At 73.1% G+C, this 20,569-nt stretch carries 16 protein-coding genes; 14 read left to right on the top strand and 2 right to left on the bottom strand.

Going from position 1 to position 20,569, the window contains the following annotated elements; all coding sequences use genetic code 11:
• Positions 1-11: 11 nt before the first annotated feature.
• Together ABZW17_RS22920 and ABZW17_RS22915 are read right to left on the bottom strand one after the other, a co-directional pair.
• Positions 12-1,262, bottom strand: a complete 1,251-nt coding sequence (locus ABZW17_RS22920) for a hypothetical protein (RefSeq protein WP_354817513.1) — start codon at positions 1,260-1,262, stop codon at positions 12-14.
• A gap of 4 nt (positions 1,263-1,266) precedes the next feature.
• The gene (locus ABZW17_RS22915; protein ID WP_354817510.1) at positions 1,267-3,486 is read right to left on the bottom strand and encodes a hypothetical protein; all 2,220 of its coding nucleotides are present in this window, start codon (positions 3,484-3,486) and stop codon (positions 1,267-1,269) included.
• Positions 3,487-3,813: 327 nt separating this feature from the next.
• On the opposite strand from ABZW17_RS22915, the gene ABZW17_RS22910 reads away from it, so the two are divergent.
• The 14 genes from ABZW17_RS22910 (at position 3,814) to ABZW17_RS22845 (ending at position 20,550) form a co-directional block, all read left to right on the top strand.
• Complete coding sequence (locus ABZW17_RS22910) at positions 3,814-4,749, top strand: hypothetical protein (RefSeq protein ID WP_354817508.1); 936 nt, start codon at positions 3,814-3,816, stop codon at positions 4,747-4,749.
• Positions 4,746-6,116 carry a CHAT domain-containing protein gene (locus ABZW17_RS22905; RefSeq protein ID WP_354817505.1) on the top strand — a complete coding sequence of 457 codons (1,371 nt, stop codon included), beginning with the start codon at positions 4,746-4,748 and terminating at the stop codon, positions 6,114-6,116. Before ABZW17_RS22910 ends, ABZW17_RS22905 begins: the two co-directional genes overlap by 4 nt.
• Positions 6,097-12,354, top strand: a complete 6,258-nt coding sequence (locus ABZW17_RS22900; protein ID WP_354817502.1) for a tetratricopeptide repeat protein — start codon at positions 6,097-6,099, stop codon at positions 12,352-12,354. Before ABZW17_RS22905 ends, ABZW17_RS22900 begins: the two co-directional genes overlap by 20 nt.
• Before the next feature lie 192 nt (positions 12,355-12,546).
• Positions 12,547-13,167 (top strand): SIS domain-containing protein, encoded by a 621-nt coding sequence (locus ABZW17_RS22895; RefSeq protein ID WP_354817499.1) that lies wholly within the window; start codon positions 12,547-12,549, stop codon positions 13,165-13,167.
• Complete coding sequence (locus tag ABZW17_RS22890; protein ID WP_354817496.1) at positions 13,164-13,400, top strand: HypC/HybG/HupF family hydrogenase formation chaperone; 237 nt, start codon at positions 13,164-13,166, stop codon at positions 13,398-13,400. The genes ABZW17_RS22895 and ABZW17_RS22890 overlap by 4 nt, the downstream gene beginning before the upstream one ends.
• A 6-nt stretch (positions 13,401-13,406) precedes the next feature.
• Complete coding sequence (locus ABZW17_RS22885; RefSeq protein WP_354817493.1) at positions 13,407-14,099, top strand: SIS domain-containing protein; 693 nt, start codon at positions 13,407-13,409, stop codon at positions 14,097-14,099.
• On the top strand, positions 14,096-15,151 hold the full coding sequence (locus ABZW17_RS22880) for a hydrogenase expression protein HypE (protein WP_354817490.1): 1,056 nt from the start codon (positions 14,096-14,098) through the stop codon (positions 15,149-15,151). Before ABZW17_RS22885 ends, ABZW17_RS22880 begins: the two co-directional genes overlap by 4 nt.
• Positions 15,148-16,920, top strand: a complete 1,773-nt coding sequence (locus ABZW17_RS22875) for a nickel-dependent hydrogenase large subunit (RefSeq protein ID WP_354817487.1) — start codon at positions 15,148-15,150, stop codon at positions 16,918-16,920. The genes ABZW17_RS22880 and ABZW17_RS22875 overlap by 4 nt, the downstream gene beginning before the upstream one ends.
• Entirely contained in the window at positions 16,920-17,438 is a 519-nt protein-coding gene (locus ABZW17_RS22870; RefSeq protein WP_354817484.1) for a NifU family protein, read from the top strand. Before ABZW17_RS22875 ends, ABZW17_RS22870 begins: the two co-directional genes overlap by 1 nt.
• Positions 17,435-18,040, top strand: a complete 606-nt coding sequence (locus ABZW17_RS22865; protein ID WP_354817481.1) for a DUF5947 family protein — start codon at positions 17,435-17,437, stop codon at positions 18,038-18,040. Before ABZW17_RS22870 ends, ABZW17_RS22865 begins: the two co-directional genes overlap by 4 nt.
• Positions 18,033-18,662 carry a DUF6084 family protein gene (locus ABZW17_RS22860; protein WP_354817478.1) on the top strand — a complete coding sequence of 210 codons (630 nt, stop codon included), beginning with the start codon at positions 18,033-18,035 and terminating at the stop codon, positions 18,660-18,662. Before ABZW17_RS22865 ends, ABZW17_RS22860 begins: the two co-directional genes overlap by 8 nt.
• Entirely contained in the window at positions 18,659-19,792 is a 1,134-nt protein-coding gene (locus ABZW17_RS22855; protein ID WP_354817475.1) for a hypothetical protein, read from the top strand. The genes ABZW17_RS22860 and ABZW17_RS22855 overlap by 4 nt, the downstream gene beginning before the upstream one ends.
• Complete coding sequence (locus tag ABZW17_RS22850; protein ID WP_354817472.1) at positions 19,789-20,274, top strand: hydrogenase maturation protease; 486 nt, start codon at positions 19,789-19,791, stop codon at positions 20,272-20,274. Before ABZW17_RS22855 ends, ABZW17_RS22850 begins: the two co-directional genes overlap by 4 nt.
• Positions 20,275-20,277: 3 nt before the next feature.
• Entirely contained in the window at positions 20,278-20,550 is a 273-nt protein-coding gene (locus ABZW17_RS22845) for a HypC/HybG/HupF family hydrogenase formation chaperone (protein WP_354817469.1), read from the top strand.
• Positions 20,551-20,569: the final 19 nt, after the last annotated feature.

The raw sequence follows: 20,569 nt of genomic DNA, 5'->3' as shown, positions 1-20,569 counted from the left end.
CCTCGTTCCGGTCAGGCTGCACGATGGGGGGCGAGCGGTGCGGCGTCCGCACCGACGGAAGTGACCCAGGCCAGCAGGGCCGCCTGGTGGTCCGCCGCGGCTTCGGGGGCGAGCACCGCGCGCGTGGACAGAAGGGCGAGGATCCGCAGCGGCTCGCGCCGGCGCAGGTAGGCCGAGGTGAGCAGCGAGGGACCGGCCTGCCGGGCCAGCGCGGCCAGCGCCGATGGCGACACCCGGCCCGGGTCGAGCAGCGCCGAGAGCGGTTCGCCGCCGAACGCCGCCATCGGCCGGCGGGTGCACACGTCGACCAGGTCCCCCAGCACCGGCAGGCTCGCCCGGGTCAGCGCACCCGCGTCCCCGTCGGCGCGCTCGACCGGATGCCGGTGGTGCCACGCCGCCGCGAGGTCGTCCCACGGCCCGGCCCCGAACCAGCGGCTGCACAGTTCGACGTTGAACATCACCCGCAGGAACGGGAACGGGTGCGGGTCGCCGAACCTGATCCGGTACACCGACGGCGTGGGGCCGTCGACGACGTTGGCCAGCGCGGCGACCGGCGCCCACCCCGCCTGGACGAAGGCGTGGACGTCACCGGCGATCTCCCCGGCCCAGTCCCGCCAGGTCCGCGCCAGTTCGGCGGACCGCGGCGCGAGCCGGACCGCCAGCGCGTCGGCGAGTTCGGTGTGCCAGCCGGTCAGGTGGGCGACCTGGTGGCCGGTCTCGTGCAGCAGCGCGGTCGGGTAGGCCAGGTTGTGCCGGGTCAGCTTGATCGCCGCGGCCGGTGACGGGTGGCTGTGGTCCCACAGCCGGATGCCGGCCCGCAGGATCGACGCCCCCAGCCCGTGGTCCAGGTACACCAGGGCGGGCGGCGGCTCGATGCCGACCCGGGTCAGGATCGCGGCCATGCTGTCGCCCGCGAGCGTGTCGTACCCGCGCAGCACCGCCCGCAGCGCCGGGTTGGTCCGGCTGTTCACCGCGTGGCCGTAGAAGTCGAGGATCGTCTCCACCTGGAGGTACCGGGTGCGCAGCTTCAGCACCGCCGCGCGCACCGCGCCCGGGTCGCCGCCCTGGCCGAGCAGGCGGCGTGCCGCCTTGCCCTCGCCCACCAGCACGGCGACCAGCTCGGAGAGCCGATCGCGGACCCGGCGCTGCAGGTAGTCCTCCAGCGCCTGCCACGCCTCGGGCGCGGCCACCGTGTCCAGGTCGGCGAGGGCCTCGACCGCGAGCTGCCAGTGGGCCAGCTCCGCCTCCGTCTGCCGGTCCACCGCCTCAGTCACGGTGCCGGCCCGCCCGGATCGCGACGGCCGGGTCGCTCGCGGGGGTGCCCGCGGCGAGCGCCGCCCGGTCGGCGAACCCGAACGTGAACGTCAGGGTGGCGCCGGGGGCCGGGTCCTGGGCGGCCTTGGCGAGGGTGGCCGCGGCCGCGGGCAGCTGGTCCGACACCGTGCGCAGGACGCCGTCGACGAGCCGCTGGGCGAGCCGGGCCGCGGCCCCCGCCTCCACGGGGATGCCGTGCTTGGCCAGCAGCCGGGTCAGCCGGTGTTCGATCGCCCGCAGCGCGGCCGGGCCGAGCAGCCGCCGGACCAGCGAGACCACCTGGACGAAGTGCCGCCGCTGCAGGTGCGCGGCGAGCTCGTGGGTCTCCCGCTCGTCGAACAGGAGGTTCACCCGCACCACCGGCTGCGGCGCGGTGAGGTCGAACAGCACGCCGAGGAAGTGCCGGCGGTGCAGCGGCCGCCCGCGGTGGCGGAACCGGAAGTAGCGGCTGCCGGGACGGCGGTGCCGTCCCGGCGTGCCGTGGTGCCCGACGTGGGCCAGGCGCGGGTTGCCGGCCAGCACGGTCGCGGCGGATTCGGTGAGCTCCTCGAACTCCCCGGCCGCCCCGTCGGCGGATTCGAACGCCGAGACGTGCCCGAGCCCGCCACCGGGCAGGAGCTCGTACAGCTCCAGTTCGCCCTCTACGGGCCAGGTCCCGGCGCCGTCGTCGAGCAGCCGGCGTTCCAGCGAGTCGCCGCCGGCCAGGATCACCGCGCGGGCCATCGGCCGGGTGATCCGCACCGGGATGACCCGGCTGTACTTCTTGTAGCGGAAGCACGGCCGGGTGGCGCGCGGCATCATCAGCCACACGCCGTGCTCGCCGTCGACGCCCGGCTCGGCCAGCTCGGAGCGGAGCACGGCCGCGGGCAGGTGGCGGGCGGCCGCCTCGGCGAACGCGTCCTGGATCTCGGTCTCCAGCAGCAGCTCGTTCCCCATCGACTCCGGCGGCAGCGTCAGCACCTTCCGCACGGTGTCCTCGGCCGCCGCGGCGAGCGCCTCGCCGCCCAGCGCCGGGTCGCCCCCGGCTTCGAGGCCGAGCAGGCCCAGCCCGGCGCTCGCGATGTGCCGGGACAGCAGGGTGGCCGCGTCCGGGCCGACCATGCCCGCGATCAGCTGCGAGAGCGGCTTGGCGATCCCGTCGACGATCCGGTCGCGCCCGATCAGCCGGACCCCCGCGCGGATCAACGGCATCGCCGCCATCACCACGGGGATGAACTGCTCGAGTTGTGCGACGGGCGGGACGCCGGGGTCGGCCTCGGTCAGCTCACGGGCCAGCCGGGCGCGCGCCGAGTCCAGTTCGTGCGCGGCCGACGGCGCGTACGGGTCCTCGCCCGCCGGCTGCAACTCGGCCAGCAGGTGCGCAGCCGAGGCGTCGTCGGGGGCGGTCACCAGCTCGGCGAGGCTGCGGTCGAAGCTCTCCGCGAGCTCCTCCTCGTGGCTGCCGGTTTCGCCGCGGAGCTTGGCGGCGAGCTGGGTGGCCACCGGGCGCAACGATTCCGGCAGCCTGCCGATCGCGGTGTCGAGCACGCGCCTGAGCAGCGGCTTGACGAGCTGGCGCAGCTTGCCGAACAACGGTCCCAGCGCGAGGTTCCCGACGACGGAGAGGCCGGACTTCGCGAGCTTGACCGCGCCCTTCGCGAGTTTCTTCGCCTTGTCCAGCAGCCTGCCGAAGAACAGCTGCTGGATGTCCGCCGGATCGGTGAACCCGTCGATTCCGGTGGCCGCCTCGATCTCGCCTTCCTGCAGGGTGTCCGCCGGGCGGTCGCCGAAGTACGCCTCGAGCGCGCCCAGCACCCGGTCGGCCTCGCCGGCCAGGTGCTCCAGCCACTGGGTGGTGTCGGCGGTGGCGAGCGCCGGCGCTTCCGAGTCGTTCGACCAGGTGCCGACCGACTTGAGGTGCCGGGCGGCGGCCTCGTCCGCGAGCGCCTCGAGCGCCTCGGTGAACCCGGGATCTTCGAGCTCGGCGAGCAGGGCATCGGTCGCCTCGGCGGCCCGATCACCGTCCCCGGCGGCCACGGCGGCCTCGGCGAAGGGGGAATGCAGCACCTGACCGGCCGGCGGCGCGGCGGCGGGCTCGGCCACGCCCGACAGGCTCACCGGCGCGAACGGCGACGTCGCGCCCCGTTCGGTGGTCACTTCTTCGCCGTACGGGTTGAGCACGGGCAAGCTCATCGGGAACCTCCACAGCTGACCGCCCGGCCCCCGGGGCCGGCGCGACGAGTTCGCCACCGCGGGAAGCCGGCGAGCCGCCCGAGCCTCCGCTTGCGTCCTGTCTGGACGGACGATGTGAGTTCAGCCTGACACCCGTTTCCGGGTGGCCACCAGTGGCTTTTCCGCCACCTGCGCCGCCCGGCGTAACAGCGGGCGGGCCTCCGGCGACTGTCCGAGGACACGGGGGCGCGGTCCGCCGATTTTGATCAATTTCACCGCGCCCTGCTCAATTGCTGCTTCGCTATACTTGCCACCACGCTTCGGTCCACACGAAATGGGAGTACGGGGATGCCGGGCGACGATCTTGATTTCGGCGGTGAAGTGGCGGCCGACCGCGCCGCGCTCCTGCTGGAAGCAGCCCGGCGGATCGACGCGCTCTCGGCCCACCTGGGCGAACCGGCCGACGCCGGCGCGGACACCGTCCCCGGCGAGCCGGATGCCGGCTACGGCGAGCTGGTGCGCGGGCTGGTCGAAGACGTCGTGGAATTCGGGGATTTCCCCGACGTCCACCCCGTTCCCCTGCTCGAACTCCCGGACGCCGATCGGGTGTCGGCCGCGTGGCAGGCCGCGCGCGACGCGGAATTCACGTTCTGGTGGATCCGCCTCCCGCTGCTGTTGTTCCCGCGGCGCGGCTGGGCGTTCACCAGGCTCGAGGTCCGGGCGGAATTCAACGCCGGTGAACCGGACCCCACACGCAAGCCTAAGGTGTTCGACATCCTCCCGAACCGCCGGTTCGACACGATCATGCGGGCCGGCGCCGAATTGGTCGTCGGGCTCGGCGCGGACGGGCACTTTTCCGTCGACACCGGCGCGGTGCCCGGAATTCCGCCCGGAATTCCGCTCGGAGCCAAGGCGAACGCCGAGGCCGGGATCAAGGTCGACGTGGCGATCACCCCGGTGCGGTACCGGATGGCGGCCTCACGGGTCGACCATTCGGCCGAGGGCCTGTCGAAGGTCTTCTGGCGCCTGGACGGGCCCGAATTCTTCCAGGAGAACCCGCCGCAGCTGATCATCGTCCTCCAGGTCCCCAAGTCCGCCGGCGGCGTCGAGCTGCAGGCGGTCCTGCGGGCCTACCGCCGGTTCACCCTGTTCCCCGCCGGTCTGCGCTCGATGATCAGCGAGCTGCCGGACGCGCTGCGGACGTTCTTCCGGGGTGGCGCACCCGTCCAGGCCGTCGCCCGCTACGACCTGAGCTCGGCGACCGGCACCGGAGCGCGTGGATGACCCTCCCGGCCGACGAGTTCAGCCTCCGGATCACCGGGCCGCGGCACCTGGTTTCGGCCCAGTGGCGCCGGCAGGGCTCGTCGGAGCGCGAGGCCGACCCGGTCAACATCGACCCGCTGCGCGAGCGGACCGTCGAGGTGCTGGTCGGCCTGCTCCGCCGCAACCGCCTCCAGGAGGACCACGAGCTGAAGCTGCTGGGCGAGCACCTGTACGTCACCCTGTTCAAGACCCCGGACGGCGAGGACAACGGCCCGGGCGCCCTGCTGCGCCAGGCCATGCAGGGCAAGGGGTCGCCCGACGAGTCCAGTGAGCCGATGCTGCGGGTGTCGCTCGAATTCGACGCGGACAACGGCAAGTACGCGTCCTGGCCGTGGGAATACCTGTTCGTGCCACCGCGCCACAACGACCCGGAAAGCAACCTCTTCCTCAGCCGCAGCACCAAGATGGTGCTCACCCGGCGGATGACCGTGGACACCCCGGCCGGCGAAATCCACGTGCAGCCGCCGCTCAAGGTGCTGTTCGCCGCGCTGAGCCCCGAAGGCCTGGCGGAGGTCGACTACGAGTCGGTGATGCGGATGTTCCTCCGCTTCCGGGACAGCAAGCCCTCCCAGGCCCACTTGCGGATCTTCAGCCCCCGGCACGCGCAGGACGGAACGCCCTACCAGGATCCGGTCGACCCGGACGAGCTGACCTACCCGTCGTTCGCCGACGCCGTGTCCGAGTTCAACCCGCACGTCATCCACATCATCGGGCACGGCCGGTACGTCCACGGCGACAACCACGAGGCACGCGGCCAGCTGGCCTTCCCGCTCGACGCGAAACCGCAGTGGGTGGACGACTCGCAACTGGCCGAAGAGCTGCGGGGCACCCCGGATCTGCGCCTGGTGTTCTTCCAGGCGTGCGAAACGGCCACCACGTCGTCCCACCCGCACCAGGCCATCTCCGGAATGGCGCAGTCGCTCGCCCAGCGGGGCATCCCGGCGGTGATCGGCATGCACTTCGAAGTGAAGAGCGTGGTGGCGAACAAGTTCGCGCGCGCGTTCTACGACCCGCTCGTGCAGCACAAGTCCATCGAGGTGGCCCTGCACGCCGGCCGCCGGACGCTGCGGCTGGCCGCCAGCAGCACCGCCGAGGGCCGCAACTTCGGCATGCCGGTGCTGTACCTGCGGGAGTACAGCCCGCTGCTCACGGCCCGGCCGGGCGCGCCGAGCTCGAAGAGCGGCGGCGTCACGCTTCGCGGCGGCGAGCCGGCGACGGCGCCGCCGGATCCGCGGCTGCGCACGGGCGAATCCCTGCTGCGCGGCGACGAGCTCCTGGAACCCCAGCGGAGCACACGGACGGTGAGCGGTGCGCGCAACCACGGATGAACCGGCGCCCGGCGGCACCCCGCTCGTTCCCCTGCTGCTGGCCCTCGGCCTGGAGCTGGGCCGGCGCGGGCGGCACGCCGAGGCCGTCCAGGCGCTGCGGAAGGCGCTGGCGGAGCCGGAAGAGAAGTCCGTCGACACCATCACGCGCGCCCTGCTCGGGCAGCTGCTCGCGGCCGACGACCGCGGCGGCGCGCTGCGGACCGGCTTGGAGCTCGCGGCCACCGCGCCGGCGGCGGTCGTGCCGGCCCTCGTGCAGCTGACGCCGGTGCTGCGGGCGAGCCTGCTGCAGCCGGTGGCCGACCAGCTCACCGGCGTGGAGTGGGGGGCGTTGCTCGCCGACGGCGAAGTCGGCGTGCCCGCGCGCCGCGGGCTGCTGACCTTCCTCGGCCGGGCCCTGCTCGTCCTCGACGAGCCCCACCGCGCCACCGCCGTCCTGGAGGCGCACCGGGAGATCGTCGACGACGACGCCGGGCTGCTCCTGCTGCTCGCCGACGCCCGGCTTCGCCTGTGGCAGCCCGGCCCGGCCGAAGAGGTGCTCGCGCAGGCGGACCGGGTCGCCGCCACCCCGGCGGACGAGCTGCAGGTCACCCTGCGGCTGGCGCGGCTGTACGAGCAGCTCGGCCGGTCCGCCGAGCTGCTGGCCCGGGTGCGCGACGTCCCGGCCGCCGAGCCCGCGGTCGCGGCCGAACTGCACGCGCTGCGCGCGCTGGCGCTGCTGCACCTGGGTGATCCCGACGGCGCCCGCGAGGTCGCCGAGACCGCGTCGGCCACGGCACCGACGTCGGCCGCGGCGGCGGTGGCCGCCGCCTGTGTCCACCTGGCCGGCCACGACTACGGGCGGGCGAAGGACAGCGCCGACACCGGCCTCGCCCGGCACCCGCAGCACAAGGCCCTGGCGTTCCTGCGGTTCCAGGCGATCCTGGAGGCCGGCGAGGAACTGGACCGGATCGACCGGCGGCTGTCCCGGTTCCTCCGCAAGCTGGACCCGGCCGAGATCGACCTCTACGTGAACCGCAGCGTGCGGACCCGGCCCGCCGACGACCCGGCCGTGCACTACTTCCGGGGAATGCTGGCCCAGGCCATGGCCCGGCCGGACACCGCGCTCGCGGCCCTCGACCGCGCGGCCGGCCTGCTCGGTGACCGGCCGGCCCCGGAGTCGCGGCTGGTTTCGGCGCTGGTGCACCGGCTCCGCGCGCAGCTGCTCGAACCGGACGACCCCGCCGCCGCGGCGGCGGCGTACACGACCGCCGGGCTCCTGGCGTTCGACCACGAGAGCTACGAGCTTTCGGTCGCCCTGCTCACCCGGGCCGGCGAACTGCACGAGCTGGACCAGCCGTCCCGCTGGACCCTGGCCGAAGCCCTGTTCTTCCTGAGCTTCGCGTCGGCCGAACCGTACGGCGTCGCGGAGGACAAGATCCGGCAGGCGCTCCGGACGTGGCAGGAGGCGTTCGCGCGCGGGCTGCCCGAGTTCGACCTGATCTGGGCGTACGTGTCCCGGGCCCGGATCAACGTGCAGCTGGCCCGGATCACGCCGGATCCGTACCCGCTGCTCGTCGAGGCCCTGAGGTTCTGCGAATGCTTCGCCGTGTGCAGCCTGGGCACCGAGCCGTACTTCCTCGTCTTCGGCAGCGCGTGCCGGCTGCTCGGGTTGTACGGGTTGCTGACCGACGTGCTCGCCGAAGCGGTCGGCCCGCCCGCCCAGCGCGGCATCGAGCCGCTGCCGATCGAGCAGCTGGTCATCGCGGCCGCGAACGGCGGCGACCTGGACCGGATGCGCGCCACCCTGCCCGCGCAGCGCTACCTGCTGAAGGGCACCGGCTGGCACGCGGACCAGGCCCGCTACCACGTCTTGAGCAACGACCCGGCGGCCGCCCTCGAGCAGCTCGACGCGCTCACGCCCGGCGACGGCTCGCCGATGTACCACCTCTGGCTGCGGGTGATGGCCGACTGGCAGCTGGGCGATCGGGCGGCGCTCGAAGCGGACGCCGTGCGCTGTGCGGAAGCGGCCGTCCCGGAAGCGGAGGACTGGCCCGGGCTCGCGGGCTGGATGTGGTTGCTCTCCGGCGACGCGCGCCGGGCGATGGCGTTGTTCGCCGGCCTGGCCGGCACCGACTCGTGGCTCACCGATCCGGCCGTGGAAGTGGCGCTCTGCCGGCTGGCCGACCACGAGCCCGACGACGGGAAGGCCGAAGGGGAAGTCCGCCGGTTCATCGCCGGGACCGCGTCGTACGAGGACGTACTGACCATGGACGCGATGCTCGGGGTCCTCGCCACCCGGTTCGGCGACCCGCCCGGCGGTGCGTTCACCCGCCTCCGGCGGGAGGCCGAGGCCCGCCTCGCCGCCGGCGGCTGGCCGCTCGGTCCGAGCGGTGACCTCGACCGGCTCACCGCCCTCGCCGCCGAGCGGGCCGGCGAAAGCCGGGCGGACGCCACCGTCGTGGCACGAGCCGTCCGCGCCCGGCTGGCCGTCCGGAACCGGGCGTGGTCGGACGCGATCTCGGGCTACCGCGGGCTGATCCGCGATCTGGCCGCGTTCCCCGAAGTCGAGGCCGCCCTGGCGGTCGTCGCCGGCGAACTCGGCCAGCTCGCCGACACGGCACCGGACGAAGTCGCCGCCCACACCGGCGAACTGGCCGACGCGCTGGCCGAGCTGCGCCGGGCGGGGTCCCGGCGGATCAGCCCGCACCCGCCGGAACTGCTGCTCGGCGACATCCACTTCATCCTGGGCGACCCCGCACGGGCGGGCGGGCTGTACCGGACCGCGGCGGACCTCGGCGGCACCGCGGAGACGAACGCGTACGCGCGGATCCGGCTGCACGTGCTCTCCGTGCTGGACGGCTGCCCCGACGCCGACGACCAGCTGGCGCAGGCGGTCCGGCTCTGCCGGGACGCCGGTCTCCTCCCCGCGGCGACGATCTGCCAGGTCGGCCTGGCCATGATCGCCGAGCCGGTGGAATGGCAGCGCCTGGTCGACGCCTGGGAACCGAGCGCGGCCTCGCCCGAAGACCTGGTCCTGACCGGGCGGCACAGCTTGGCCGCGCTCTACCACTCCGCGGGCCGGCTGGCCGAAGCCGAGCAGGAGTACCGGGCGGTGGCCGCGGCCCGGGCCGCGGCGCTCGGCCCGGACCACCCGGACACCCTCACCACGCGGCACGAACTCGGGCGGGTGCTGCAGGCGCGCGGCGACTGGGCCGAAGCGCAGGCCGAGCACCGCGCGGTCACCGAAGCACGGCAGCGGGTGCTGGGCGATCTCGACGCCGCGACCCTTTCCGCACGGGCCGAGCTGGCCTGGGTGCTCTACCGCGGCGACGACTGGGCCCGGGCCGAGCAGGAGTACCGGAGCGTGCTGGCGGGCTACGGCGACGACCCCGACGCCCTCACCATCCGGCGTGAACTCGGTCAGACGCTCGTCGCCCGGGAGGACTACGCGGCGGCACGGGCCGAGTTCCGGGCCGCGGCCGACGGACTGGAAGGGCGGCTGGGCCCCGGCGACCCGGCGGCGGTCCAGGCCCGGGTCCAGGAAGCGGTGACCTTCCGGCTGGCGGGCGATCCGGCGACGGCCGCGTCCCGGCTGGCCCCCCTGCTGGCCCGGCAGGACGAACTCCTGGGCTCTGAGCACCCCGACACCCTGGCGACCCGCCACCAGCTCGGTCTCGCGTTGGCCCAGCAGGGCGACCTCGCGGGCGCGGCGGCCGCGTTCGCCGCCGTGGCCGAGGCCGGCGAGCGCGTCCTGGGCCCGGGCGACCCGGCCACGGTCACGAGCCGCCGCGAGCTCGCCACCGTCCTGTTGAACAGCGAAGACTTCGCCGCCGCCGTCGAGGAGTACCGCGCGGTCGCCGCGGCGCTCTCGGAGACGGCCGGGGCGCAGGCGCCCGCGACCCTGACGGCCCGGCGGGACGTCGCGTTCGCGCTGTTCCGGCAGGGGGACTACGCGGCTGCCGAGGCCGAGTACCGCGCCTTGGTGCACTCGATGCGGGCGGCCCTCGGCGACGACGACCGGCAGACGATCGGCGTCCGGCACGACTGGGCGGTGCTGCTGCGGCTGGTGGGCGACGAGGCGGAGTCGGTGGCGGAGCTGCACGCCGTGCTCGCCGAGAACACCGCACGAGACGGCGAAGACGACCCGAACACCCTGGCCACGCGCCGCGAACTGGCGATCAGCCTGGACGCCGGTGGCGACGGACCCGGCGCCGAGGCCGAGCACCGCGCGGTGCTGGCGGCGTGGCTGCGGACGGCGGGCGCCGAGGCCCCCGCCACCCTCGGCGCCCGGTTCGACCTGGCCGTCTTCCTGGCTTCCGCCGGGCGGACCGGGGCGGCGGAGGGCGAGTTCCGGACCCTGGCCGGGACCGCGGCCCGGGTGCTGGGCGAGCACCACCCCGAGACGCTCGCCGCCCGCTGGGAGCTGGCCGCGCTGCTGGCGGCCCGGGGTGATTGGGCCGGCGCCGAGGCCGAGTACCGCCGGGTGGCCGAAGGCCGCGCGGCCGGCCACGATCCCGCGGAACCCGTCGCGCACCTCCAGCTCGGCGTCGTCCTGCGCCAAGCCGGGCGGTTCGACGAGGCCCTCGCGGAGCTGGGCACCGCCGCGGACACGCTGCCCACGGCCGTCGAGCGGTTGACCGCGCGGTTCGAAATCGGCGTGGCCCGGGCCGCCATGGACGAACCGGCGGCCGCGGTGGCGGAGCTGCGCGCGGTGGTCTCCGGGCTCGCCGGGGAACTCGGCCCGGAGGCGGAGGGCACCGCCTCGGCGCGGATCGAGCTGGCCCGGGTCCTGGGCACCCGGCACGAGTGGGCGGCGGCGGAGGCCGAATACCGCCTCGCCGCCCGGGCTCGCGCGCAGGCATCCGGCCCGGACGACCCGAAGACGCTGTACGCCGAGTACTACCTCGCCGGCGCGGTTGCCGCGCAGGACCGCTGGGACGAAGCGGTGGCCGGGTACCGGGCCGTGCTGGAGCGGGAGCTGCGGGTGTTCGGCGAGCACCACCCGAACCCGCGCACGACCCGCAACGACCTGATCGACGCCCTGATCGAGCAAGGCGACCTCGAAGCCGCCGAAGCCGAGTGCCGCCGGGGCATCGCCGCCCTCGACGAAGGCGACCCGGCCCTGCCACCCGTCCGCCAGCGGCTGGCGTTCGTCCTGCGCGAGGCCGGGGCGCTCGACGCCGCCGAGCCGGAGTACCGCGCCGCGCTGGCCGGCCTGGAGCGCGAACTCGGCCCGGACGACCGGAACACCTTGACCACGCGGCACCAGCTCGCCGGGCTCCTCTACCAGGTGGACGACCTGGCGGCCGCGGAAGTGGAGTTCCGCGCGGTGTTCGCGGCCCTGGCCCGGACGCTGGGGACGGACCACCCCTGGACCCTCGCCACGCGCATGGACGTCGGCACGGTGCTGCACGCCCGCGGCGACCCGGCCGCGGCGGTCGCCGAACTGCGCGCTGCGGCGGACGGCCAGCGCCGCGCCCTCGGCGAGGACGACCCGGGCACGCAGGAGACCCTCCGGCGCTTGGCGCTCGCGTTGCGCGACCTCGGGCGGCCGGACGAGGCCGAAGAGCAGCTCCGGTCGGTACTGGCGAGCATGAGCCGGACGCTCGGGGCGGCCGATCCGGCGACGTTGCGCCAGCGGGCCGACCTCGCCCACCTGCTCGCCGAGGAGGGTCACCAGGCCGCGGCCGAAGCGGAGTACCGGACGCTGGCCGGGACCTGGGACCGGGTGGCCGGCCCGGAGCACCCGAAGGCGCTGGCCCAGCGGTACAACCTCGGGCTCGCCCTCGCCGAGCAGCGGCGGTGGGCGGAGGCGCTGACGGAGTACCGGACCGTGCTGGAGCGCGAGATCCGGACGCAGGGCCCGCAGGACCCGAGCACCCTGATGACCCACCACCAGCTGGGCGTCGCCCTCCACGGCACCGGCGACGCCGAGGCCGCGGCGGCCGAGTTGCGAGCTGTCGTCTCGGCACGGGCGGCCGTGCTCGGTGCCGACGCCGAAGAGACACTGCTGTCCCGCCTCGAGCTGGCCCGGGCCCTCGCTTCCCAGGGCCGATCGGAGGCCGCCGTGGCCGAGTACCGAACCGTGCTCGAGGCGCAGCTGCGGACCCGCGGCGCGGACGACCCGGGTACGCGCGGCACCGGCGAGGAGCTGGCTGACCTGCTCGCCGCCGTGGAGCGGTACGCCGATGCGGAGGCGGAGTCCGGGGACTCGGTGCCGCTGGACGTTTCGCCGCCTCGAGAATCGTCCGACGAGTGACCCGCCATTCCGGGGCCCGCCGCGGCCACGCCGGTCCGGCGGGCGGCCGAGCCCGGGCTCCCCCGCCCGGAGCACGGCCACTGCGACCGCAGCGGCCCACTTCTGTCCGCGCATTCTATTGTGTGATCCAGCTCACAGCTCTAGCCTGAGATGGGCTCCACCGCCGAGCAGCATCCCGGAGGAAGGACCGCGATGTCGTGGTCACCGAATCACCCGGACTCCGTAGGCGCCCTCTTCGAGCGCCGGAAGGCACCGGTGCTCGCCTTGGCCGAGGACGCCAGGACGGTCGCCGAGGCGTGTCACGGCATGGCGCGGCGCTTCCGGCGCGGCGGGAAGCTCGTGGTGTTCGGCAACGGCGGTCCCAGCACCGACGCCCAGCACGTGGCCGTGGAGTTCGTCCACCCCGTGATCGTCGGCAAGCGCGCGCTGCCGGCGATTTCGCTGACCGCCGACGTCGCGACCGTCACCGGCGTCGCCAACCGCGTCGGCCTCGAGGACGTCTTCGCCCACCAGCTGCGGATCATCGGCGAACCCGCCGACATCGCCCTGGGCATCTCCGCCGACGGCGAGTGCGCCAACGTCCGCCGCGCGCTCGAAACCGCCCGGGACCTCGGGATGCTGACCGTCGCGCTGACCGGTGGCGACGGCGGCGCGATCGCCGCGGCTCCCGGCCTCGACCACGTCTTCGTCGCCCGCTCGGCCGACCAGCGGATCGTCAAGGAGGTGCACGTGACCACCTACCACGTGTTGTGGGAGCTGGTGCACGTCTTCTTCGAACACCCCGGTGCGCTGACCCCGGAGGTGGTGTCGTGACCGGCAGAGAAACGGGCCCCGTCTGCCCCGACGGGGTGTGCCTCACCTGCTCCGACACCGCGGTCGAGGTGACCGTGGTCGAACTGCTGGACCTCGGGTTCGCCGTCGTGGACACCGGTTCGGGCCGGGAAGAGGTCAGCGTGGCGCTGGTCGCGGCCGGCGTCGGCGACCGGATCCTGGTGCACGCCGGGGAAGCCATCGCCCGCCTGGAAAGCCCCCAGCCGAGGAGTTGACCCGCGATGACACGGGAACAGTCCCCCGTGGGCGCGGACGGTCTCGAAGCGCTGTACCCGTTCCTGTACTCGGGTGAAAGCGACCTCGACGCCGTCCTCCGCCAGGTCGAACAGTCCACTGTGGACAAGGTGCACGAGATCGTCGCCCTGCGGGCCGAGGTGCTCGCGGCCGGCGGGGCGCGCCTGTTCGCCTGCGCGCAGGACGTCGCCCGCGCGTTCCACGGCGGCGGCCGGCTGCTCGCCTTCGGCAACGGGGGCAGCTCGACCGACGCCCAGGACCTGGCCAGCCTGTTCCTGAGCCCGGCGGGCGACGCCCGGCCGTTGCCCGCCTTCGGGCTGACGAACGACATCGCCGTGGTGACCGCGCTGTCCAACGACATCGGGTTCGACGTCGTGTTCGCCCGGCAGATCGGCGCGTTCGGCCGGCCCGGCGACATCGCGGTGGGCCTGTCGACCAGCGGGAACTCCGCGAACCTGGTGCGCGCCTTCGACGAAGCCGCCCGGCGCGGCCTGCTGACCGTCGGCATCGCCGGCTACGACGGCGGGAAGATGGCCGAGCTGGACAGCATCGACCACCTCTTCGTCGTCCCGTCCCCGTCCGTGCACCGCATCCAGGAAGCCCAGACGACCCTCTACCACGCGCTGTGGGAGCTCACCCTCGGCGCGCTCGACGACCTCGCCAAGGGTGATCAGCCGTGACGCACGCTGAAGAGACAGCCGAACAGCCCATCCACATCCTCTGGATCAACGCCGGTCTGTCCTGCGACGGCGATTCCGTCGCGCTGACGGCCGCCACGCAGCCGAGCATCGAGGAAATCGTCCTCGGCGCGCTGCCCGGCCTGCCCAAGATCGCGGTCCACTGGCCGCTGATCGACTTCGAATGCGGCCCCGACAAGGGGGCCGACACGTTCATCGAGTGGTTCCACAAGGCCGACCGCGGTGAGCTGGAGCCGTTCGTGCTGGTCGTCGAGGGCTCGATCCCGAACGAGGCGATCAAGGAAGAGGGCTACTGGTGCGGGTTCGGGAACAACCCCGACACCGGCCAGCCGATGACGACCAGCGAGTGGCTCGACCGCCTGACACCGAAGGCGCTGGCCGTGCTGGCCGTCGGCACCTGCGCCACCTACGGCGGCATCCACGCCATGGAGGGCAACCCGACCGGCGCGATGGGCGTGCCGGACTACCTCGGCTGGGACTGGAAGTCCGGCGCCGGCATCCCGATCGTCTGCGTGCCCGGCTGCCCGACCCACCCGGACAACCTGTCCGAGACCATCACCTACCTGCTCTACCAGGCCGCCGGGCAGGCGCCGATGATCCCGCTCGACGACCAGCTGCGCCCGCAGTGGCTCTTCGGCGCGACCGTGCACGAGGGCTGCGACCGCGGCGGCTACTACGAGCAGGGCCAGTTCGCCACCGAGTACGGCTCCCCGAAGTGCCTGGTGAAGCTGGGCTGCTGGGGCCCGGTCGTGAAGTGCAACGTGCCCAAGCGCGGCTGGATCAACGGCGTCGGCGGCTGCCCGAACGTCGGCGGGATCTGCATCGGCTGCACCATGCCGGGGTTCCCGGACAAGTTCATGCCGTTCATGGACGAGCCGCCGGGCGCGAACGTGTCGTCGCTGGCCAGCGGCGCGTACGGGTCGGTGATCCGGCGGCTGCGCAAGATCACCGAGCGCAAGGCCGACAAGGAACCGAAGTGGCGCCACAAGGGCGGCAAGCTCGACACCGGCTACCAGGCGGAGGCGCGGTCATGACCGAGATGAAGGACAAAACCGGCCTCGTCGAGATGGCGTGGGACCCGATCACCCGGATCGTCGGCAGCCTCGGGATCTACACGAAGATCGACTGGGCGGCCAAGCGGGTCGTCGAGTGTCACAGCACGTCGTCGGTGTTCCGCGGCTACAGCATCTTCATGAAGGGCAAGGACCCGCGCGACGCGCACTTCATCACCAGCCGGATCTGCGGGATCTGCGGCGACAACCACGCGACCTGCTCGGTGTACGCCCAGAACATGGCCTACGGCGTCCGCCCGCCGCACCTGGGCGAGTGGATCCTCAACCTCGGCGAGGCCGCCGAGTACATGTTCGACCACAACATCTTCCAGGAGAACCTGGTCGGGGTCGACTACTGCGAGAAGATGGTCGCCGAGACCAACCCCGGCGTCCTGGAGCTGGCCAACCGCACCGAAGCGCCGCACGCGCGCGACCACGGGTACCGGACCATCGGCGACATCATGCGCTCGCTCAACCCGCTGGAGGGCGAGTTCTACCGCGAGGCCCTGCAGGTCAGCCGCAGCACGCGCGAGATGTTCTGCCTGATGGAGGGCAGGCACGTCCATCCGTCCACTTTGTACCCCGGCGGCGTCGGCACGGTCGCCACCGTGCAGCTGTTCACCGACTACCTGACCCGGCTGATGCGCTACGTCGAGTTCATGAAGCGCTGCCTGCCGATGCACGACGACCTGTTCGACTTCTTCTACGAAGCCCTCCCCGGCTACGAAGAGGTCGGCCGGCGGCGGATCCTGCTCGGCTGCTGGGGCAGCCTCAACGACCCCGAGCACTGCGACTTCAGCTACGAGAACATGGAAGCCTGGGGCCGCAAGATGTTCGTGACGCCGGGGGTGGTCGTCGACGGCAAGCTCGTCACCACCAGCCTGCTGGACATCAACCTCGGCATCCGGATCCTGCTCGGCAGCTCGTTCTACGAAGACTGGGCCGACCAGCCGATGTTCGTCACCGAGGACCCGCTCGGCAACCCGGTCGACCAGCGCCACCCGTGGAACCAGCACACCATCCCGCGCCCGGCCAAGCGCGACTTCGACGGCAAGTACTCGTGGACGATGTCGCCGCGCTGGTTCGACGGCAAGGACCACCTGGCCCTCGACACCGGCGGCGGCCCGATCGCGCGCCTGTGGGTCACCGCGCTCGCCGGGCTCGTCGACACCCCGTACGTCAAGTCGACCGGGCACAGCGTCACGATCACCCTGCCGCGCACGGCGACCAAACCCGAAGCCGCGTTCGAGTGGAAGATTCCGCAGTGGAGCAACGCCCTCGAACGCAACCGCGCCCGGACGTACTTCCAGGCGTACGCGGCCGCGATGGCGCTGCACTTCGGCGAGCAGGCCCTCGGTGAGGTCCGCAAGGGCCACACGAAGACGTGGGAACCGTTCAAGGTCCCGGACGAAGGCGTCAGCTGCGGCTTCACCGAAGCGGTCCGCGGGGTGCTGTCGCACCACATGGTGATCAAGGGCGGCAAGATCGCGAACTACCACCCGTACCCGCCGACACCCTGGAACGGCAGCGTCCGCGACAGCTTCGGCACGCCGGGGCCGTACGAGGACGCCGTGCAGAACACGCCGATCTTCGAGGAGAACACGCAGGAGAACTTCAAGGGCATCGACATCATGCGCGCGGTCCGCAGCTTCGACCCGTGCCTGCCCTGCGGCGTCCACATGTACACCGGCAAGGGCAAGGTGATCGAGCGGCTGCACACCCCGCACGCGTTCGGCGGGGAGCTCGCCTGATGTCCGACGTCGACCGGGTCGGCGAGCGCATCGAGCAGCTGCTGGGCGAGTTCGACGGCGCCGACGCCGAACTCGCCGAAGACCTCGTCCACACGCTGATCGAGTTCTACGGCGCCGGGCTCGCGCGGATCGTCGAGCTCGTCGGCGAGCCGTTGCTGGACCGCCTGGCCGAAGACGACCACGTCCGCGGCCTGCTCGTGCTGCACGACCTGCACCCGCGGTCGACGCACGAGCGCGTCACCGAGGCCCTCGACAAGGTCCGGCCGTACCTGGGTTCGCACGCCGGGGACGTCGAGTTCGTCGGGATCGAGGACGGCGTGCTGCGGCTGCGGCTGCAGGGCTCGTGCGACGGCTGCCCGTCCTCGACGGTCACCGCGAAGTACGCGATCGAGCGGATGGTGCGGGAGGTCGCCCCGGAGATCTCCGACGTCGTGGTCGAAGGTGTCGTGCCGGAAGGGACCGGGCCCGGCGGCCGGCCGCTGCTGCCGCTGGTGCCGTGTCCGGTGGAGGTCCCGTGACGGGCGGCCTGCGCAGGTTCCGCACGCCCCCGCCGCGCGTCGCGCCCGGCGAGAAGTGCGAGATGTGCGCGGAACCGATCGGCGGCGAGCACGGGCACGTCATCGACCTCGAATCGAGGACGATCCTGTGCACCTGCCGGGGTTGCTACCTGCTCTTCACCCACCGCGGCGCGGGCGGGAAGCGGCACCGCGCGGTGCCGGACCGGTTCCGGCACCTGCCCCGGTTCGGCCCGGGCCCGGCGCTGTGGGAGTCCGCCGGGATCCCGGTCAGGACGGCCTTCCTGTTCCGGAACTCGGTGCAGGATCGCACGGTCGCGTTCTACCCGAGCCCCGCGGGCGCGACGGAGTCCCTGCTCCCGCTGGGCACGGGCGACGACCTGCTCGCGTCGGCCGGCGTCGCCGACGACGTCGAAGCCCTGCTGCTCAACCAGCTCGACCTGGGTTTCGAGGCCTTCCTGGTGCCGATCGACGCCTGCTACGAGCTGGTCGGCCTCGTCCGCTCGACGTGGCGGGGTTTCGACGGCGGCACCGAAGCCCACGAAGCCATCGAAGGGTTCTTCGCGCGCCTGCGGGAACGCAGCGAGGTCGTGGCCGATGGCTGAGCTGACCTTCGACTGCATCGACGTCCGGCCGGTGAAGTACGCCGCGGCGCCGACGCTCGCGTTCAAGCTGCGGATCTCCGAGCTGACCGGGCAGCCCGTGCACGCGATGGTGCTGCGCGTCCAGATCCGCATCGAGCCGCAGCGCCGCCGGTACGCCGACGGCGAGTCGGAACTGCTCACCCACCTCTTCGGCGACCGGTCCCGGTGGGGCGAGACGCTGAAGCCGTTCCAGTTCGCGACGATTTCGGTGACCGTGCCGGCCTTCACCGGCGCCACCGAGGTGGACGCCGAGGTGCCCTGCACCTACGACCTCGAAGTCGCGGCCGGCAAGTACTTCCACGCGCTGTCCGACGGCGTCGTGCCGATGGTGCTGCTGTTCAGCGGCACCGTGTTCGGCAAGGGCGAGCCGGGGTTCTGGGTCGAGCAGGTGCCGTGGCACACGCAGGCCGAGTGCCGGATGCCGGTGGCCGTCTGGGACGAGCTGGTGTCCCGCTACTTCCCGAACGTGGCGTGGGTCAAGCTGCCCCGGGACACGGTGGACGCGCTGCTCAAGTACAAGGCGCAGCACGCGATCCCGACCTGGGAAGCCGCGATCGAGCACCTGCTGGCGGGTGAGCCGTGACCGCCGGGGACCAGGCCCGCGCGGTCGGCGACGCCGTGCTCTACGAGGGCTACCTGCTCTACCCGTACCGGGCGTCGGCGCCGAAGAACCGGGTGCGCTGGCAGTGGGGTGTGCTGGTGCCGCCGTCGTACGCGTCGGCGGAGATCGGCGAGCACGCGTCCGCCCGCGTCGAGTGCCTCGTCGAACCCCGGGAAGGCACGATCCTGCGCGTCAAGCTGCGGTTCCTGCGGGCGCGGACGCGGCTCGGCACGACGTGGGACGAGGCCGACGAGCACGAGATCGACTTCGAGCTGCCGCTTTCCGGGATGCCGGTCGAGAGACCGTTCGCGGCCGGGGCCCTGTCCGGCGTCCTCACCGCCCGGGCCGACCCGCTCGACGGGCCGTTCGGCGGCGCCCGGCTGCGCGTCGAAGTGCACAACACGACGTCGTGGCCCTCGGACGGCGTCCGCGAGCACGCGCTGCGGCATTCCCTGCTCGCCGCGCACCTGGTGCTCAGCGTCGACACCGGGCACTTCCTGTCGATGCTCGACCCGCCGGAGTGGGCGAAACCGGCCGTCGACGCCTGCCGGCAGGAACGGCTGTGGCCGGTGCTGATCGGCGACACCTCGCGCAGCACGGTGGTGCTCGCGTCCCCGATCATCCTCTACGACGACCCGTCGATCGCGCCGGAGAGCCCGGGTGAGCTCTTCGACGGCACCGAGATCGACGAAATCCTGACCCTGCGCACGATGGCGCTGACCGACGAGGAAAAGCGCGAGGCCCGGGACACCGACCCGCGCGCGGCGGCGATCGTCGACCGCGTCGACGCGATGCCGCCGGAACTGCTGAGCCGGCTGCACGGCGCGGTCCGGTCCGTGCGGCCGGTCCGGCCTTCGGTGACCGTCGCCGGGGTCCGCGTCGCCGAAGGTTCGCGGGTCCGGCTGCGGCCGAACCTGCGCGGGACCGACGCCCAGGACATGTTCCTGGTCGGCAAGACGGCCACCGTGCGGGTCGTGCTGTCCGATGTGGACGGTGTGACGTACCTCGCGGTGACCCTCGACGACGACCCGGCCGCCGACCTGCAGCACGCGCACGGCCGGTACCGCTACTTCTCCCCCGACGAGATCGAGCCGCTGGAGGTCGCGGAATGAGGCCACGAGTGCTGGTCGCCGGGATCGGCAACATCTTCCTGGGCGACGACGGTTTCGGCGTCGAGGTCGTCAAGGAGCTGGCCGGGACCGGCCTGCCGCCGTGGGTGCAGCTCGCCGACTACGGCATCGCCGGCATGCACCTGGCCTACGACCTGCTGGGCGGCTACGACACGACGATCCTGCTCGACGCGACCCCGCACGGCCGTCCACCCGGGACGCTCTCGCTGATCGAAGCCGACACCGAGGACCTGGAGGCCGCGTCGATCGACGCACACGGCATGCAGCCGGACGCGGTGTTCCGGCTGCTCCGGCTGCTCGGCGGCGACGCCGGCCGGGTGCTGGTCGTCGGCTGCGAACCGGCCTGCCTCGACGAAGGGATCGGGCTGTCGCCCGAGGTGACCGCGACCGTCCCGGCCGCGGTCCGCGCCGTCACCGAACTCGCCTGGGGCACCTGCCCCCGGCTGCAACCGACGGAGGTCTGAGCCATGTGCCTCGGCATACCCGGCGAGATCATCGAGATCAGCGAAGAACGGCCGGACCTCGCGAAGGTCTCGGTCAGCGGGGTCAAGCGGCAGATCAACATCGGCCTGCTCGAAGACGACCCGCCGGTGCCGGGCGACTGGGTCCTCATCCACGTCGGCTTCGCACTGTCCAAAATAGACGAAGCCGAGGCGGCCGCCGCACTCGACTTCCTCGAAAGCATCGGCAAGGCGTACGAGGACGAGATGGCCGCGCTGCTGCAGTCCCGGATCGACTGAGCCCGGATCGAAGAGAGGA

Source organism: Amycolatopsis sp. NPDC004625 (assembly GCF_040609695.1).
Taxonomy (GTDB): domain Bacteria; phylum Actinomycetota; class Actinomycetes; order Mycobacteriales; family Pseudonocardiaceae; genus Amycolatopsis.
The sequence above is the reverse complement of the archived record's forward strand: the minus strand, read 5'-3'. Positions and strand labels throughout refer to the sequence as shown.

What these genes read in the sequence shown, in the direction of transcription:
- ABZW17_RS22915 (WP_354817510.1), bottom strand. Translation starts at nt 3,486, where the DNA reads ATGAGCTTGCCCGTGCTCAACCCGTACGGCGAAGAAGTGACCACCGAA.
- ABZW17_RS22910 (WP_354817508.1), top strand. Translation starts at nt 3,814, where the DNA reads ATGCCGGGCGACGATCTTGATTTCGGCGGTGAAGTGGCGGCCGACCGC.
- ABZW17_RS22905 (WP_354817505.1), top strand. Translation starts at nt 4,746, where the DNA reads ATGACCCTCCCGGCCGACGAGTTCAGCCTCCGGATCACCGGGCCGCGG.
- ABZW17_RS22895 (WP_354817499.1), top strand. Translation starts at nt 12,547, where the DNA reads ATGTCGTGGTCACCGAATCACCCGGACTCCGTAGGCGCCCTCTTCGAG.
- ABZW17_RS22885 (WP_354817493.1), top strand. Translation starts at nt 13,407, where the DNA reads ATGACACGGGAACAGTCCCCCGTGGGCGCGGACGGTCTCGAAGCGCTG.
- ABZW17_RS22875 (WP_354817487.1), top strand. Translation starts at nt 15,148, where the DNA reads ATGACCGAGATGAAGGACAAAACCGGCCTCGTCGAGATGGCGTGGGAC.
- ABZW17_RS22870 (WP_354817484.1), top strand. Translation starts at nt 16,920, where the DNA reads ATGTCCGACGTCGACCGGGTCGGCGAGCGCATCGAGCAGCTGCTGGGC.
- ABZW17_RS22860 (WP_354817478.1), top strand. Translation starts at nt 18,033, where the DNA reads ATGGCTGAGCTGACCTTCGACTGCATCGACGTCCGGCCGGTGAAGTAC.
- ABZW17_RS22850 (WP_354817472.1), top strand. Translation starts at nt 19,789, where the DNA reads ATGAGGCCACGAGTGCTGGTCGCCGGGATCGGCAACATCTTCCTGGGC.
- ABZW17_RS22845 (WP_354817469.1), top strand. Translation starts at nt 20,278, where the DNA reads ATGTGCCTCGGCATACCCGGCGAGATCATCGAGATCAGCGAAGAACGG.